The organism is Hydrogenobacter sp. T-2 (assembly GCF_033971325.1).
Lineage (GTDB): Bacteria > Aquificota > Aquificia > Aquificales > Aquificaceae > Pampinifervens > Pampinifervens diazotrophicum.
In genome coordinates, this window is record NZ_CP117180.1 from 524,437 (window position 1) to 540,813 (window position 16,377).

The following is a 16,377-nucleotide window of genomic DNA, read 5'->3' on the forward strand; positions in this document are numbered from 1 at the left end:
CTCCTGCTATATGATTTTATTACTTTCCACGAATATGTTAACCATTTCCAACTCTTCTTGCGTTTGTATCACCAAGACCTTTACACTACTACCCTTTGAACTTATGACCTCTTGGTTTTTTCTGTTTGCCTCTTGGTCAAGCTCAACTCCAAGAAAGGCAAGCCTTTTGCAAAGCTCTTCTCTTACCTCTGGACTGTTTTCTCCTATACCACCAGAAAAAACAAGGGCGTCCACCTTTCCCTCTAAGAAAAACCAATAGGCACCCACATACTTCAAAAGCCTATGCAGGAAAGCCTCAAAGGCAAGGATTGCCCTCCTGTTGCCGTTCCTTTTCAAAGTGAGAAGCTCCTCAAAGTCAGAGACCCCCGCTATAGCCCTTATACCGCTCTCTCTGTATAGCCTTCTTTCCAATTCTTCCACAGACAAGCCAGACCTTAGCATATGGAGTATAACCCCAGCGTCCACATCGCCAGGTCTTGCCACCATAAGGAGACCCTCAAGAGGTGTAAAGCCCATGGAAGTATCTATAGAAACCCCCTCCTTTACCGCACATACACTACAGCCTTGTCCCAAGTGCATCATTATGAGGTTTGGCTTTGTTTTCTCAAGAACCTGCTTAGACCGTCTCAAAAGGTAGGAGTAGGAAATGCCATGAAAGCCATACCTCTTTATACCCCTTTGATAAAGCTCATAGTCCAGTCCATATATTCTTGCACTTTCTGGTATGTTTGAATGGAAGTCTGTGTCAAAGATGGCGTAGTGCTTGCTCTTACCAAAAAGCTCAAGGCTCTGCTCTATGCCTTCCAAGGCTATGGAGTTGTGGAGAGGATTTATGCGTGCGAGCTCTCGCAGTATCTCAAGACTTTGACCTTCTATAGGCATAGGGCTTTTGTGTTCCATACCGTGCACCACCCTGTGCAGGACTACCTCTGGGCTAATTGGAAGTTCCTTTGCAAGCTCCCTTAGTGCTTGGGATAAGCCTTCTCCTCTGAAGACCCTTTTGTGCCTTAGGATTTGCTTTTGACCCTCAAAGAGGGCATGCTTAAGAGAGGAGCTTCCGTAGTTTAGGCACAAGAAAATTCTCATCGGAAAACTCCGGTGCGTCTACGCCTTCTTCGTAGGCATGCCTTAGGGCTTTTATCTGCATATCCTTTAAAAGGTCTATATATCTGCCTCCCACCGACTGTAGGGCTGGTGTTCTTTGGATAGCGTCTATGGCAATGCTAAAGCGGTCTGTTTGGTTTAGTATGGCAAGCTGGAGGGGTGTGGTAATGCCACCTCTTCCCTTAAGGAAAGGTTGAAGTTGTGTGGCATCTATGCCTATTTTTCTGTTTTCTCTGTAGCCTCTCACATGCAGGTTCTTGTGGTTCTTTCTTCTGTAGGTGAGCCTGTGTATAAGCCACGGATAGCCGTGGAAGTTAAAGATTATGGGCTTGTCTGTGGTAAAGTAGGCGTCAAAGTCCCTGTCTGGAAGACCGTCAGGATGCTCGCTGTCTGGAGTAAGCCTGAAGAGGTTTACCACGTTCACAAACCTTATGGCTAAGTCTGGAAAGAATTCTCTCAAGAGCAGTGACGCACCTATAGCCTCCTTTGTGGGTATATCACCACAGCTCGCAAGGACTAAGTCAGGTTCTTTGTCTGTGTGTGTGCTTGCAAAGTCAAAGATACCTATGCCCTTTATTGCATGGGAGTAAGCACTTTGATAATCTAAATACTGAGGATGTGCCTGCTTGTCAACTACGATGATGTTTACTCTGTTTGTGGACTTAAGGCATAGCTCCGCAGTTATAAGGAGTGTGTTGGCATCGCATGGGAAATAAAGCCTTACCACATTGGGCCACTTGTCCACTATGCTGTTTATAAAGCCAGGGTCTTGATGGGTAAAGCCATTATGGTCTTGTCTCCAAACTACAGAGGTAAGCAAAAGGTTAAGGGAGCTTATGGGTGCTCTCCAAGGCACATCCTGAGAGATATCCAGCCACTTTCCAAACTGGTTTACCATTGAGGTTATTATGGGAGCAAAGCCTTCGTAGGTGCTTAAAATGCCATACCTTCCCGTAAGGAGATAACCCTCAAGCCAGCCTTCCACTGTGTGTTCAGAAAGCATCTCCATCACTTTGCCTGTAGGGCTCAAATAGCCTTCGTCCTCGTCCACAGGAAGTCTCTCTAACATCCATACTTTGCCAGATTCAAAGGTGGGGTGTAGTCTGTTTGAGGCGGTCTCGTCTGGTCCAAAAACTCTAAAGTTGTGGGGATTTCTCCTTAAAACTTCTCTAAGGTAGTATCCAAGAGGCAAGGTGTTGTTATGGAGAGTAAACCTCTCTACGCTATGGTCTTCCATTTTTGGCAGGTCAAGAGGCTTTCTCAAAAGCCCACCGTTGGCAAAGGGAGTATCTCCAAGCCTTCTGCCCTCTTCTGGAAATAGCTCGCTAAGGTTTATGAGAGGTCTACCCTCTTGGTCAAAGAGCTCTTCTGGTTTATAGCTCTGCAGCCACTCCTCAAGGAGCTTTAGGCTATCTGGATTTTCATGAACATCAGAAAGAGGAACTTGGTGAGACCTCCAATAACCCTCTATGTATTTTCCTCTAAACTCCTTTGGTGCTGTCCAGCCCTTGGGTGTTTTTAGCACTATGGCAGGAAGCACAGGTCTTTTCTCCTTTCCACGCAGGTCCATAAGCCTTTCAAAGGCGGACTCCATAGCGGTTTTCATCTGACCAGACACTTCTTCTGGCTCTTCTCCCTCCACCCAAAGTGGCTCATAGCCATAGCCCTTCAGAAGACTTATGAGTTCTTCCTTTGGAATTCTCGCAAGCAGTGTGGGGTTGTTTATCTTGTAGCCATTAAGAGAAAGCACAGGGAGAACAAGACCATCCCTTTTTGGGTTTAAAAACTTATTAGAGTGCCACGCAGTAGCCAAAGGTCCAGTTTCTGCCTCACCATCGCCCACTATGGCAACCGCCACAAGGTCGGGATTGTCAAAGACCGCACCAAAGGCATGAGAAAGGCTGTATCCAAGCTCACCACCTTCTTGTATAGACCCGGGAAGCTCTGGAGTGCAATGACTTCCGAGCCCTCCCGGAAAGGAAAAAGCCTTAAAGAGCCTTTTCATACCCTCCTTGTCTTGAGAAAACTCAGGATAGAACTTGCTAAGAGTCCCCTCAAGATATAGGGGTGCTATGTAGCCAGGTGCACCATGCCCAGGACCCACCAAAAGTAAAGCGTTAAGTGGATACTTACGAAGCATATAGCTGGTAAACAGGTAAACAAAGCTAATGTTAGGACTTGCCCCCCAGTGTCCCAGAAGCCTTTTCTTAAGATGCTCCCTCCTTAGAGGTTCCCTTAGAAGAGGATTGTCCTTGAGGGATATCATCCCCACCGCTAAGTAGTTGCATGCTTTGAAAGCCTTTAATAGCTCTTTCATGACCCACCTCCTCCAGCCAATTTTTAAAGTTCTTACCCTTTATTATAGCAGAGAGCATAGACTCTTCCAGAGGATAAAGCCTTTTAGGGACAAGTTCTGGTCTAAGCTTTAGAGTTCTCTCTATAGAGTGCCAGAGCTCCCAGAGTCTTATAAGCTCATGATTGCCAGATAGGAGCACCTCTGGGACTTTCATCCCCCTAAAGTCCGCTGGTCTCGTATAGACTGGAGCACCAAGCCACCTTCTAAAGGAGTCCCTTTTTAGACTTTCAGGCTCGCTCAAAACCCCCGGCAAAAGCCTCGCAATGCCTTCTAAAAGCACAAGGGCAAAAAGCTCACCGCCTGCCAAAACAAAGTCTCCAAGAGAAAGCTCCTCGTCCGCCAGAGTGCTAACCCTTTCGTCCAAACCCTCGTATCTGCCACATATAACCGCCAAGCGGTCAAAAACAGACAACCTGTCAAGGTCTTCTTGAGTAATCCTTTTGCCCCAAGGTTGAGGGATAATGGTATAGGGCTTTCCAAAATTCTCCACCACATACTCATAAGCCTTAAAAACAGGCTCAGGCTTTATAACCATCCCCGGATGCCCACCATAGGCGGTATCATCCACCTGTCTTTTATGAGCAAAGTCTCTTATGTCTACAGTATGGAGCTCAAGCGTGCCTTTCTTTATCGCCTGCTTTACTATTCCATACTCCGCATAGCACTGAATTGTCTGGGGGAAAAGGGTAATAGCAAAAAATCTCATCTAAGAAAGTTCTCCACCAAGCTCTTTGCCCTTTCTTGGCTGAAGCGGTAGTATATGTCTATGGTGGTCTTCACATTGGAGTGTCCCGCAAACTCCTTTACCACCTCTGCAGGAAAGCCAGAGTTTACAAGGTTTGTTATATAGGTATGCCTAAAGCTATGCACGGAAAAGGAAATACCGAGCCTTTGAGAAAGCCTATTGGTATAAACCTGCAAAGACCCCGCCTTTACCCTTATGTAGGCATCGTAATCCTCAAGCCATTCATCAAGTTTTTCGTTTATTTTCATAGTTTCCTCTTTAGAGGGACCAATTATTGGGACCAATCTTTCTTTTCCTCTCTTTGTTATCTCCGCAGGAAGTCTTAGCCAATATATACCGCTCTTGTCTCTGTAGAAAAAATCCCTCCTAAGCTGGACGTACTCAGAAAGCCTAACACCGCTATAGAGGAGAAGACTATAAACACGTTCGTATTTTGTATCTCTTACCGTCTGGAAAATCCTATCAAGCTCCTCCCTGCTGAGAGCCTTCGGGCTTTTTTGAGGCTTTGAGCTAGAAAGCTCATCCCTTATCTCTTCCAAAACCGCTTCTAATTCCGAGTAGTGTTCCTTACTTAACCATCCTCTTCTAAAGGCAAACTTATAAAAGTGCTTTATAGCAGACAGGTGAGTAAGGAGAGAAGAAGTAGAGAGGTTAGAGGAGTCAACATAAGAAAACAGCTCTGTGGGTTCAATCTCAAGAAGACTTGATTTCTTGCCTAAGTACTTTTGAAGAGACCCAAGACACATGGTGTATGTGATTACAGTCCTTTGGCTTTTTGTCCTGCTAAGGCTTTTAACCCATAGGTCCAAAAGCCTATCCATAGTTCTATTAATTTTATTCCTTCTTTTTCTTCTTCTCCAGTTCCATACGAAGAGTGGACAGCTCCATCTCTTTGTTTAATATCTCCCTGTCCTTGTCTAGCACAACCCTCTGGATTTCCAGCTCCTTCTGGCTCAGAAGATGTTCCTTTTCTCTAAGTTCCTCTTGAAGTTTCTCTATCGTATTGTCCTTCTCTTGGATTATCTCCTTTAACCTTTGGTTCTCAGATTCCTTTTCCATGCATCTTTCTTTAACCCTTTCCAGTTCCCTTGTGAGAAACTCCATCTCCTTCTCCCTTATGGCAAGGAGCGTATATAGGCTTGATAGCTCATGTAGAAGCTGTTCCTTTTGTTGTTCCTTTTGCATAAGGGCGGACATATAGGTGGCTATAAGGCTACCTTCAAGGCTTGACTTTAAACCCTCAAGGTTAGACTGAAGGCTTTTGTTCTTTTCCTCTTGAGCTTCCTTGAAGCCTCTTATGTGTTCTAATTCCTCCTGCGTGAGGTAAACATACCATATACCATCCTCCTCTTTGCTACCCTTTAGAACACCAGCTCTTATACGGTTCTTTACCGTGTTCAGCGAAAGGTCTGTTAAAAGCGCATATTCTGACGCTTTTATCTTGACAACATCTTTGTCATCTATCATGACAGCCTCCTTTCAATAATATGACAGCATTTTATACGCTTTGATGTCAGATGTCAATACTTGTCAGATAGGAAGCAGAACTTAGAGCTGTTAATATAATTGCTATTATGTTAACAACTCACACAGCCTTGGGAAGCCTCCACTTGAAGACGATAGCAAGGGTGCGTATTGTAAGCGTAGTAAGGAAACATACTATGGAAGAAAAGGTCAGGTCTCCACTAACCTTTACGCTAACATAAAAGGCTACAGCCCCAATAATACTGCAAGTAGCGTAAAAATCCTCCCTTAGCACCCATGGAACTTTTCTAAGAAGCACATCCCTTATAACGCCTCCACCAACCCCTGTTATAGTAGCAAGAAGGACAACACCATAAAAGGAAACTCCAGTTTTGTAAGCTAATATTGCTCCTGTGGTTGTAAAGGCGGAAAGCCCTATGGCATCAAGCATTAGGAAGGTGTATTTACTTTCAATCTGCTTTTTGGTTTTTCTGTATAGCAAAAGGGATATCATCACACCAATAAGAGCAACCGTCATATCGTAGGGTGAAGTCAAGGCATTGGGAACTTTTCCTACAATAATATCCCTAAGAATACCCCCGCCGAGTGAAGTTATCACGCCCAATGTGGCGATACCCAAAAGGTCAAGACCCTCCCTTATACCCCTTAGAGAACCTGCCACAGAAAAGGTGGCTATACCCAGCAGGTTTATAAGTTGGAAGAGTAAGTCTATTTCAAAAAGGAGAGAAAACATTCCAATTTACCTAAGAGTATAAATTCTAAGCCATAATTACTTTCAATCCCACAATTGGCAGCTAAAACCTTTTATTTTTCCTGTTCTTATGTCTCCCAGTGTTATCCTTTCAATCCCACAATTGGCAGCTAAAACAAAGAGGGACAGATAGATAACATGCAAAAGCTATACCACTTTCAATCCCACAATTGGCAGCTAAAACACTTCAAGTAGAGACATCACAAAAGATTACATATGGGCCTTTCAATCCCACAATTGGCAGCTAAAACCTGCAACACGAGGAACAGGTTATAGTGCTTGTTAACCTTTCAATCCCACAATTGGCAGCTAAAACAAAAGATATACAGCAGCGTGGTACAGGAGACAATTCTCTTTCAATCCCACAATTGGCAGCTAAAACACCTCCTTTATGAAAAGTTTTTTGCAAACGCAGGTCTCTTTCAATCCCACAATTGGCAGCTAAAACGACACATTTATGTCATCAAAGCTATAGCCTGCAAGAGCTTTCAATCCCACAATTGGCAGCTAAAACCATAGGATAGCATAACACTATAGCTTGCCTCATTACTTTCAATCCCACAATTGGCAGCTAAAACGTCTACTGTGTAGGTGTCTCCTTTCCTCTTAACTTTCTCTTTCAATCCCACAATTGGCAGCTAAAACAAACTTTACCTTTGCAGGTCTTACAGGAAAACTTTACTTTCAATCCCACAATTGGCAGCTAAAACATGTCAACCCAGCTCTGTGTTTGCATGTCATACTTCTCTTTCAATCCCACAATTGGCAGCTAAAACGCTCTCGTCCTTTATCTTGTTAAAAAGATACTTGAACTCTTTCAATCCCACAATTGGCAGCTAAAACTTTCAAATCGGAAGGCTCAGAATAAATAATAATGTACTCTTTCAATCCCACAATTGGCAGCTAAAACCCTTATCCTGGCTGTCCCATCTCCTGCTACTTCGATCTTTCAATCCCACAATTGGCAGCTAAAACCATACGGAGGACTGACGCACTTATTCCTTGATAGCTCTTTCAATCCCACAATTGGCAGCTAAAACAAACTTAGCTCCACTACGGCTTTGACTTCCTGTTCCTCTCTTTCAATCCCACAATTGGCAGCTAAAACCCGTCACCTTGCCTCTTGGCAAATGCCCTACATACAAGGCTTATTATAATACAGGGTATAGCTCAAAAGCAAGCAAATTTTCTCCATGTGGCGGTAGTGCATTTTTAGAGAATGTTGTCCGTCGGGTCAAAGTCTATTCCTATGTTTTCTCTAACAAGGCTATTCTTATTTTCCAACTTATATATAACAACATAGTCCTTGTTATGGTCTATAATCTTTCCAATAGCTACCTTTAATTCCATAAGCCTTCCATAGGAAATTTCACCTTCAAAGACAGATTTTTGTGTGTGATGTAGATATTGCCTACATTTTTTCATAACCCTTATAAGCCTTCTTTGTCCCTCTTTTGTGTCTGTGGCTATATCATAAACCAGTATCACATACATCCCCTACCACCATATTCGAAAGGATTTATAGACTTCCTCGCCAAGCAAATGTTTTATTAACTTATACAATTCAAGCCTTATAATTCTTTCATAGCTAACATTCCTTTTGAGTTTTTTGTGTTTAATAGTGGTATTTAACTTCTCCTCAAAGGCTTTAACCACAATCTTTCTACCTGTTTCTTTTAGATAGCAATAATTCAAATCCTTATCGAAATGATCTTCGGTTATGCTTCTGTTATTCAGCAAATCAAATATAGTTCTGTCTCCATATATAGGTTTGAATATTTCTGCAACATCAAGTGCAAGCGAAAACCTCCTATAAGAAGGTTCATGTAGATAACTTATAGTTGGATTTAACTGAGTCCTATATATCTCCTTCAAAACTGCCGTATATACTAAACTATTTACGAAAGATATCAAAGCATTCATAATATTATTGGGCGGTCTTTTTACTCTTTTATCAAATTCTATATCTTGCCTTATGATATTTGGAAACATATCGTAATATAGGTCTCTCGCATTACCTTCAATGCCCATCAAGGATGGTATATCTTCCTGCTCATTTACCAAGTTTAGGTAATTATCCAACTGTTGAAATATTTCTTTTCCTATATCCTTATGCTTGTATCTTTTGAGATTATACACAAAGCCATGTATTGCCCCCTTGACAAACTCTCTCGCTATTTCAATTCTTTTATTCCTATCCAAATAATGCTCTGCTTGTCTTATTACAACCTCGCCAGCAAGGAGCTCTTCTCTTGGATACAAACTTCCAGTCCACCATCCATAATAATTGAAAATATGAACCACTATACCCTTTTGTGCAAGAAAGTTCAAAGCTTTCGTATTTATGTCCACTTCACCAAATATGTATAGACTATCTATGTCATTCACAGGTATTGATTTAAATTCTTCTTGTGTTTCAAACATTATAGAGTTATCTTTTCTACTAAGCCTACCACTTTTGAATATATAATAATTTCTCATGGCATTCAGCAATAACAAAACTCATAATAACTACACTTTTTGCAATAAGACTTATTTATAACAGGAGGAGGCTTTACGGAGTTTATGATTTCATGAATATCATCTATCACCTCTTTTATTGTAGTTCTATCTTCATCACTTAGTTCTACTTTTATAGCCCTCTTCTGTTTAGGGTAGTTTATTAAACCCTTGAAACCCATTATACCTTTCTTTTCAAGCACATAAAGATAGTATTTTACCTGCCATATATGTAGTTCTTCAAGTTTATTTGACTTCTTAATTTCATGAACCACTTTTCTATTTTTATCTATAAAATCCATAACTATAGCATCCTCGTCATCTACGATTTGTATTTCATGCCTTCTTCTATCAAAGCTATAAGCTGATATGAGTTTCCCAATAAAAACATCCTCGGAATTATGTTCCATTCTTATATTTCTTGCAAAAAGCCATAGGTGTCTTTTACAATGAAAATAGTAATTTATGTAAACACCATTAACCATATTATACCTTCCTATTCAATATATTTATTTTCATCTTTTGTGTAAATCACAAAGATATCACCACACCATTCCTTCAACTTTTCAAACCATTTTCTGTTTATATCTTTCACATTCCTCTCCATATCAGCTTCAACTTCCCTTATCCATTCAGATAGTGGTTTATAGCCCTTCAGTTCATAGTAGGGTATTTGAACTACAAACCCCGCAATGATTTTGTCTTTGAATGCAGTATAACTAAGTTTATCATTTACCAATTCCTTTAGTTTCTCTTTGAACTCTTTTTCCCTCTTTCCATCCACTACAGATACATTTGCTATTCTCCTAAAAATATCCTGTGCCTCTTCCCTTCTATCTGACATATATCCAGCATCCAATATAGAAAGAGTCTTAATAAACTCTTGTAGATACTCTCCATCTTCAGAAAGGCTTTCATAAAATTTACTAACGAGAGTGTATTTATCAAGTTCAGAAAGAGGTTGCCCTTCAAGGTTTTCTAGCAACTTTTCTATATCCTCTTCGCTCTTTTTTTGCTTTTTTCCTTTTACTTTGTTTTTATTGCCATCATCTTCCTGTTCATTTTCCTTCAAGCTTTTCACTTTGTCGTCTAAATACCCCTCATATGTTTTCCCATGCTGACCTTTCAAGTATTCAGCATGAAAACTAAGCATTTTTAGAGATTTTTCTATAAGCTCTCTATTATACACCTTGCCTTTTCCAGACTCATAGTCCTTCTCAAGGACAAAAATATGAATATTAGCGTCGTCGCCTCGGTATAAGTAATTCTCTTTATACCTTCTTAAGACTCTACCCATTCTTTGAACCAAGGCATCAAGAGGACATATCTCCGTATATAGAATGTCCGCATCAATATCTATTGACGCTTCCACCACCTGCGTTGCCACGAGTATCTTCCCTTCCTCATAGGAGTTTTCCTTAGGATTTTTAAACAGATTTTCTATCTTGTGTTTTATACTTTGCTTCTCATTATAGGTAAACCTTGAGTGGAAAAGAATTATGTTATCTTCTCTGATATTGTAGCCGCCTTTACGCATCCTTTCTCTTATACTCTCGTAAACCTTCTCAGCCTGCCTTACTGTGTTTAGTATCACAAGCACCCTATTACCACTATCAGCTTTCTCAAGGATTTCCTCTATATACTCATGCGGTATAGAATTGGACTCTTCTATCAATCTCATTTTAATTTTGTGCTTCTTAAGGTTTTCATATTTCTCCCCATTTTCATAATAAAGGTCTATCTTCTCAATGTCTATGTTCATATTTTCCTTTATATTATTTATCCTATCCTCGACATGCTTAGGAAGAGTTGCAGTCATCAATAAGAATCTGCCACCCAATCTGACTACATCCTCTATAAACTTGACAACTATGGCACAGGCTACTGGGTCGTATGCTTGGACTTCGTCTATAACAAGTCTTGAATAGGAAAGGGTAGCATAAACCCTCTCATACAAAGGAGGTCTTAGAGCGTATGGGAAAAATTGGTCACCAGTGGCAACTATGACAGGGTATGAAAGATTCTTAGATAGTTGGTATATTTTCATTTTTTCTATATCTTCGTTCTTTTCCTTAATTTCCCTAAGTATATAAACATCCGCATCACCGTGTAGAATGCCCACCCGTTCTTCTCCAAAAACATCCCTTGCCCTTCCAAATATCTGCTCTACCGCTGACCTTATCGGAAGCGTGTATATCAACTTACCGCCATTACTCCATAAAAAGGCAAACTCTGTTTTTCCACTTCCTGTAGGTGCTACCAAGATAAGGTTTTTGTCTTTACCTTTTTCTACAACCTCTTCTTGCCATATAGAGTCCAACCTCCCTCCTTTCTCCTTGTCCTTTTTGTTTATTTCCTCTTTCACATTTGAGAGTATACTTTCATAACCTAAATTTTCAATTTCCACCTTTTCTAAACACTCCTCCAAACCTTCTTCTTCTGCCTTTTCACAAAAAGAAGCATAATGGTCACATCTCTGTAAGAAGCCACTTATTAGTATCCAGCTTCTTAGCCTATCTTCATCTATATTGACCCTTTTGGGAAGGAAATCAAGCCTATAGGGTGGAATTACGTAGTCCGCAAAACAAAGACCATTTGCTAACCCTTTCCCAATAGCCTCATTAAAATCTATAATTCCCTCCTCTAAGAGTCCTTTCAAGTTATTTCTAAGATTTTCAATTAATTTATCCTTCTCCGCATATTCAAATAATCTCTTAAACTTTTCCTTACCATAAAGCATATCTTCTTCAAGAGAACTCTTCCAATGATGATAAGCAACAGCGGACAGCACAAGACCAACCCTATCTTTTCCTATGCCTTCAATTTTCTCTAATTCCTCTTTATTGATAAAAAGCACAGAGGCAAGAGAATGGTATATATTCATCTGCCTGTCTATGTTAAAGGGCTTATAGTCTTCGTTTTCAAGACTTACTATCTGAAAGTAAGGCAAAACTTTACCAAGGTCATGCAACAGTATAGCATACTTTACCGCTTCCCTCAAATCTTTTGGAATCCTATCCTTTATTTTCTCAAACGTTTTTAGCAAGTGTTGAATATGCTCGCTTAAACTTGTTTTATTTCCTTTTGCCCATATACAACTCATGAAAGCTCTCCAAGAACTATTTCTTATCCTTATCAATTAACTCTCCAAGAAATATAGGAATATTCTTTTCCTTATCAATTAATGTTGAAATGTTCTTTATTTTTCCATCACTTAATTTCACTTTTATTTTATCGTATGTCTTCTTTACCGCATGATTGCGATGAGATTCATAACCTTCTATCTTTGAAAGAGTTGTAAGGAAATATATATTTCCTTCAATTTCTCTCCAGTCTACTTTTACGCTATTTTTTAAATCTTCAGGATTTTTTAAATCTTCAGGAACCAATAAGAGCCTGTCTTCAGGAATCCAAAAGAAGTAGTCGTAATTTCCATCCACACGGCCTATATCCAATTCTTCATCTTTTAAAACCTTTAAATCTCTTATAACTAACAAATCTTCCGCCCTTCCAAGATGTAAAGGTTGAAGTCTTTCAACTGGATTTTCCAATTTTTGTTTTATCATTTCTATATGCTCTTCATTTTTATGATATAAATGAATTACAAGTTCCACGTTTTCAAGCACATCAATCTTTACAGGAATTTGACCACCAACATGACCAACCTGCCCATTTTTATACCTAACTGTTTCTGAAATGTAATAGGTATTATGTGCGTTTCTTGACAAGTTTCTAAACCATATATTCTCAGTCGTTTTACTATCAAACCTGCCAGCTATTGATATTTTTAGCTCTCTTATTATACTATAAACCTCACTTTTTTGGTCATCCACACCACAAATATTACACAAAAAGCCTATTACAGTGGAGTAAGGTGGTATAGGATAAGTAAGTCTCCTATTTATACTGTAAGGAATCCTGTAGTGAGCATGAGGCTGGTATATTTCAAGACAAAGCAGAGGCATTTTCTTCCTCACTTTCCTTCTTTAAAAATCCACATCCTATAAGAAAGTCCTCCCAGCTTGCATAAACTCTCTCTTTGTAGGGTTCTAAGTAAGCCTTAAATCTTTCAGAGATATAGACATAAACCTTATCTTCGAGCCAAGAGTTTCTAAAGCAATCACTTAAACCAATAACCTTTGGCTTGTCTTCACCTAATTCCAAATGTATGTAAGGATGAAAGACTGGACTTGGAACTTTCACAGGTGCTGCTATCAAAAATAGAGGAATTATCGTATTATCTTCTCCACCTGAGTGAGCCACCAATCCATCTTTGATTGTCTCAAGGATCTGACGGATACGCTCCCTTTTAATTTGTTTGTCCAGAGTCATAACCATTCTATACTTTTCGCCCACAGGATAGAAAGATACACGTCCTAATTCTAATTTTGCTGTTCCCTGAATCTTGTAAATAATAAATTCATCCTTTCCTACCTTTTCCGCATATTCAAAGGACTTCTCCAGACCTTTAATAGTTAGAGACTGACCTGAGTAATCGTATCCTTCTACAACCCATACATCTTGTCCCAAAAACTTTGCATCAATAGTAAAACTAACCTTAAAGAAGCTCATATTTTCCTCTCTTTGGTTCGGATCGGGCGTGGCATTTATACCTTGCACTAACGCCCTCTTTACTAAATCATGATTGGCATTAAACTGCATATCATTGTTATAAGGTATAAGGGAGACTGCTTTAGTTATACCAACAGGGGCTTTTCTTGTGATTGAGCTTCCTCCGCTTATGGTATACATATAACCAAAGGCATCGAGCTCCGCACTGGTAAAAATATCATCTTTTATAACGTCCAACTGGACTACCTTTTTATCTCCACTTCCTTGTAGAACCACTCCTGCCTCTTTCCAGCTATCAGGATATGCTTTTAAGAGCGTATTAAAGAGGTAGTGCCTCATGGCAGGTCTGCTTATGTATGATAATTCTTTACTTAAATATGTAAGTTTTTTAATTGACAATATATTTCCTGCTATCTTTTCGTCTCTGTTAAGGGCATGCCCCTCAAATATAACTGTTAGCGTTATGCTTTTCATGATTAACCCTCCTTCTCTTTTGGTTTTATGATAGAGCCTATAAAGGCATACATAAAGGCTTTAAAGGTATCTTCATCATAATAGGGCTTAAAGGCTTCTATAAGTTTATCGGGTATCGTTTCACCGTTAGTTATAAATATCCTTACTACACTGTATTCCACATCACTTCGCCTTCCAGCTCTTATTTGTTCAAGGATCTTAAATCCCATCGTGGCAAAACTCTCACCAAGCCTGTCTCTATATTTTTTGCCCAAGTCTGCAAGATCCTGCAATAAGGAGGATACGGTTTCCATCTTGAGTTTTTCATATACTTCTTGTGAAGTTTTATCCGCCCTTTCAGTATCAATTTTATATTCCAGAAGAGAAACAATAGCATTATCAAGTCTCTTTTTTGATTCATATAAACTTTTAACGTCTTTTACACTATGAGGTTCTTTTTCAATCTTCCAAGCGATCTCCTTTAGTAATTCTTCCGGAGTTTTTTCACTATTCTCCATATTTGACCCTCCTGTCTGTTATTTTAGCATATAAATCCAAGACCCGCCTCAGAACTATATGCGGGTTCTGCCTGTTCTTATTTTTTGTGAAATATGTATTAAGTTTTTCGTTTTTAATATAGGCTCTTAGGGATTCGTGTGCAACCTTTAGAAGTTCATCATGTCTACCCTCCAAAACAATCCTAAGTATGTGGTATTCGCCTATTTGTGAAAGAATAGAAGCTATTTCTCTATCAGTTAAAAGAGTCTGTATGTTTGATGGAAGATTGTAAAAATCTACCGATGTTTCGTCCTTGATTACAATTTCAATATTCATCGCCGTCCATCTATTTAAAACTGTATTTATTTTTGTAGTATATTCAATTAAGCTCATCCCTAATATATCAAGTGGGCTTTTGTCTTCTGAGTCTTTAACAACAGAAATCTCTCTAAACAATCTATTAAGCCAATACATAGTTTCAAAGGATGGAGTATTTATAAATACCTCCGTTCCGTCTGAAAGTTTAGTAAAAGCAAGATGATGATGTAAAATTAAAAACGTGCACATGTGACATATCTTAAGGCTATTATCTAAATTCCACGCGGAGTTAGGAAATTCTCCAACAGATGGACCAAGTAGTTTATTATTATGTAGACCAAAGTTTTCAATTTTTTCTCTGAATTTTCCAAGTGATTCTTTATCTTTGATATTTTGATCGCCAAGTTTTACATATATTGGATTATCACATAAATCGCAGTTTCCTTTACTTATTTGTAAATTTTGATTTCCAAGTTCTCTTATCAAAAGCTCAAAAGCCTCCTTTTGTTTCCCTTTAGTATCTATAAAGTTAGGATAGTATGGATTCTTACCTTTTAGGTTAACAACCTTATTCTTGTCAAGATAGTAGTTAACGCGTATACAACTAAAAACTCTCGGATTTACTTTGACTATTTCCTTCTCAAATTCATATTTTTTATGTTCTTTAGAACACCATATCAAGTAGCCCTTAAGGTTTTTCTCTTCCTTGTCTAAACATCTAAGAAATCCTATTACCCCCGCATTATATAACCAACTTGATGGATACAATTCTATCCATCCATTACTCATTTATCACCTCCAGCATACCAAAGCCCTCACTTCTTCTTGCTCCTATGCCAAGGTCATATATGTGTTTTAAAACATCACCTCTTGCCTGAATTTTTAAGTATGCACTTATACCCGGATACGTAACCTTAAAGCCACTGCTTTTTGAGCTACACAAAACTGGAACTATCCTTTGCACCCTTAGCTCCAAGAGCTTCACCTCTTTACCAGTTATCCTCACGAGGTTTTCTCTCACTCTTTGGGTAAATTCTTCCATATCTACCGCTTTCCAATATTTGAATTTTTGAAATTCTACGTCTATATCTCCCTCTGCCAGCATTGGGTATATGTAAAAATCCCCATCTTTGGGATCCCTCAGCAGAAAGGGAGATATTGTCTTGAAGTCTACAACTTCGCCTGAAAACTTTCTCTCGGGTAGTATACTGCAAGATTTCACCTTTACAGGATAACCATGGAAATAAAACCCATGTTTATTTATCTCCAAAAGCCCATTATAAACCTTAGCAAGGAATTCAGTATTATTAGTGGAAAATATTAACTTGAAATAGTCTCCATTAAGCAAGGACACACCTTTGTTAAAATTCAAAGGAACGAATATGGAAAAAGTGAAAGGCTTTTGTCTGTTAGAGGAATACCATTTTCTGTAGAAAAGTTCACCATCCTCCGAACCTATCTTTATGGACCCCTTGATGAGAGAAAGAACCCACTGTCTAAAGTTGGGCGGTATTTCCACACCCCTTTTTAGCTCTATACTGCAACAAAGCCTCATAACCCCTCCTTAGAATTAATTATAAAACATATGGAAATGCG

Annotated in this window: 15 protein-coding genes and 1 CRISPR repeat array; all 15 genes read right to left on the reverse strand. The window is 39.3% G+C overall.

Annotated elements, in window-relative coordinates; translation table 11 throughout:
* Window positions 1–6: 6 nt before the first annotated feature.
* Entirely contained in the window at window positions 7–1,086 is a 1,080-nt protein-coding gene (locus tag IAE16_RS03100) for an acetate/propionate family kinase (RefSeq protein ID WP_323701261.1), read from the reverse strand.
* Window positions 1,043–3,421 carry a phosphoketolase family protein gene (locus tag IAE16_RS03105; RefSeq protein WP_323701262.1) on the reverse strand — a complete coding sequence of 793 codons (2,379 nt, stop codon included), beginning with the start codon at window positions 3,419–3,421 and terminating at the stop codon, window positions 1,043–1,045. The genes IAE16_RS03100 and IAE16_RS03105 overlap by 44 nt, the downstream gene beginning before the upstream one ends.
* Window positions 3,312–4,166 (reverse strand): tRNA (guanosine(37)-N1)-methyltransferase TrmD, encoded by an 855-nt coding sequence (gene trmD, locus IAE16_RS03110; RefSeq protein WP_323701263.1) that lies wholly within the window; start codon window positions 4,164–4,166, stop codon window positions 3,312–3,314. The genes IAE16_RS03105 and trmD overlap by 110 nt, the downstream gene beginning before the upstream one ends.
* Window positions 4,163–5,026, reverse strand: a complete 864-nt coding sequence (locus IAE16_RS03115; RefSeq protein ID WP_323701264.1) for a tyrosine-type recombinase/integrase — start codon at window positions 5,024–5,026, stop codon at window positions 4,163–4,165. Before IAE16_RS03115 ends, trmD begins: the two co-directional genes overlap by 4 nt.
* Before the next feature lie 13 nt (window positions 5,027–5,039).
* On the reverse strand, window positions 5,040–5,672 hold the full coding sequence (locus tag IAE16_RS03120; RefSeq protein ID WP_323701265.1) for a hypothetical protein: 633 nt from the start codon (window positions 5,670–5,672) through the stop codon (window positions 5,040–5,042).
* 118 nt (window positions 5,673–5,790) lie between these two features.
* Window positions 5,791–6,423, reverse strand: coding sequence for a trimeric intracellular cation channel family protein (locus IAE16_RS03125; RefSeq protein ID WP_323701266.1), 633 nt, complete (start codon window positions 6,421–6,423; stop codon window positions 5,791–5,793).
* A 39-nt stretch (window positions 6,424–6,462) separates the two neighbouring features.
* Window positions 6,463–7,549: a CRISPR direct-repeat array (repeat unit 29 nt; unit sequence CTTTCAATCCCACAATTGGCAGCTAAAAC).
* A 104-nt stretch (window positions 7,550–7,653) separates the two neighbouring features.
* A complete protein-coding gene (gene cas2 / locus IAE16_RS03130) occupies window positions 7,654–7,935 on the reverse strand; it encodes a CRISPR-associated endonuclease Cas2 (protein WP_323701267.1) in 282 nt (93 codons plus the stop codon).
* Window positions 7,936–7,938: 3 nt separating this feature from the next.
* The gene (cas1b, locus tag IAE16_RS03135) at window positions 7,939–8,934 is read right to left on the reverse strand and encodes a type I-B CRISPR-associated endonuclease Cas1b (RefSeq protein ID WP_323701268.1); all 996 of its coding nucleotides are present in this window, start codon (window positions 8,932–8,934) and stop codon (window positions 7,939–7,941) included.
* The gene (cas4, locus tag IAE16_RS03140; protein WP_323701269.1) at window positions 8,928–9,425 is read right to left on the reverse strand and encodes a CRISPR-associated protein Cas4; all 498 of its coding nucleotides are present in this window, start codon (window positions 9,423–9,425) and stop codon (window positions 8,928–8,930) included. Before cas4 ends, cas1b begins: the two co-directional genes overlap by 7 nt.
* 11 nt (window positions 9,426–9,436) lie before the next feature.
* A complete protein-coding gene (cas3, locus tag IAE16_RS03145) occupies window positions 9,437–12,043 on the reverse strand; it encodes a CRISPR-associated helicase Cas3' (RefSeq protein WP_323701270.1) in 2,607 nt (868 codons plus the stop codon).
* A 16-nt stretch (window positions 12,044–12,059) separates the two neighbouring features.
* On the reverse strand, window positions 12,060–12,917 hold the full coding sequence (gene cas5b / locus IAE16_RS03150; protein ID WP_323701271.1) for a type I-B CRISPR-associated protein Cas5b: 858 nt from the start codon (window positions 12,915–12,917) through the stop codon (window positions 12,060–12,062).
* Window positions 12,886–13,986: a type I-B CRISPR-associated protein Cas7/Cst2/DevR gene (gene cas7i / locus IAE16_RS03155; RefSeq protein WP_323701272.1), complete on the reverse strand. Its 1,101-nt coding sequence runs from the start codon at window positions 13,984–13,986 to the stop codon at window positions 12,886–12,888. Before cas7i ends, cas5b begins: the two co-directional genes overlap by 32 nt.
* 2 nt (window positions 13,987–13,988) lie before the next feature.
* Complete coding sequence (locus tag IAE16_RS03160; protein WP_323701273.1) at window positions 13,989–14,483, reverse strand: hypothetical protein; 495 nt, start codon at window positions 14,481–14,483, stop codon at window positions 13,989–13,991.
* Window positions 14,473–15,570, reverse strand: a complete 1,098-nt coding sequence (gene cas8a1 / locus IAE16_RS03165; protein WP_323701274.1) for a type I-B CRISPR-associated protein Cas8b1/Cst1 — start codon at window positions 15,568–15,570, stop codon at window positions 14,473–14,475. The genes IAE16_RS03160 and cas8a1 overlap by 11 nt, the downstream gene beginning before the upstream one ends.
* Window positions 15,563–16,336 carry a CRISPR-associated endoribonuclease Cas6 gene (gene cas6 / locus IAE16_RS03170; RefSeq protein WP_323701275.1) on the reverse strand — a complete coding sequence of 258 codons (774 nt, stop codon included), beginning with the start codon at window positions 16,334–16,336 and terminating at the stop codon, window positions 15,563–15,565. The genes cas8a1 and cas6 overlap by 8 nt, the downstream gene beginning before the upstream one ends.
* Window positions 16,337–16,377 lie beyond the last annotated feature (41 nt).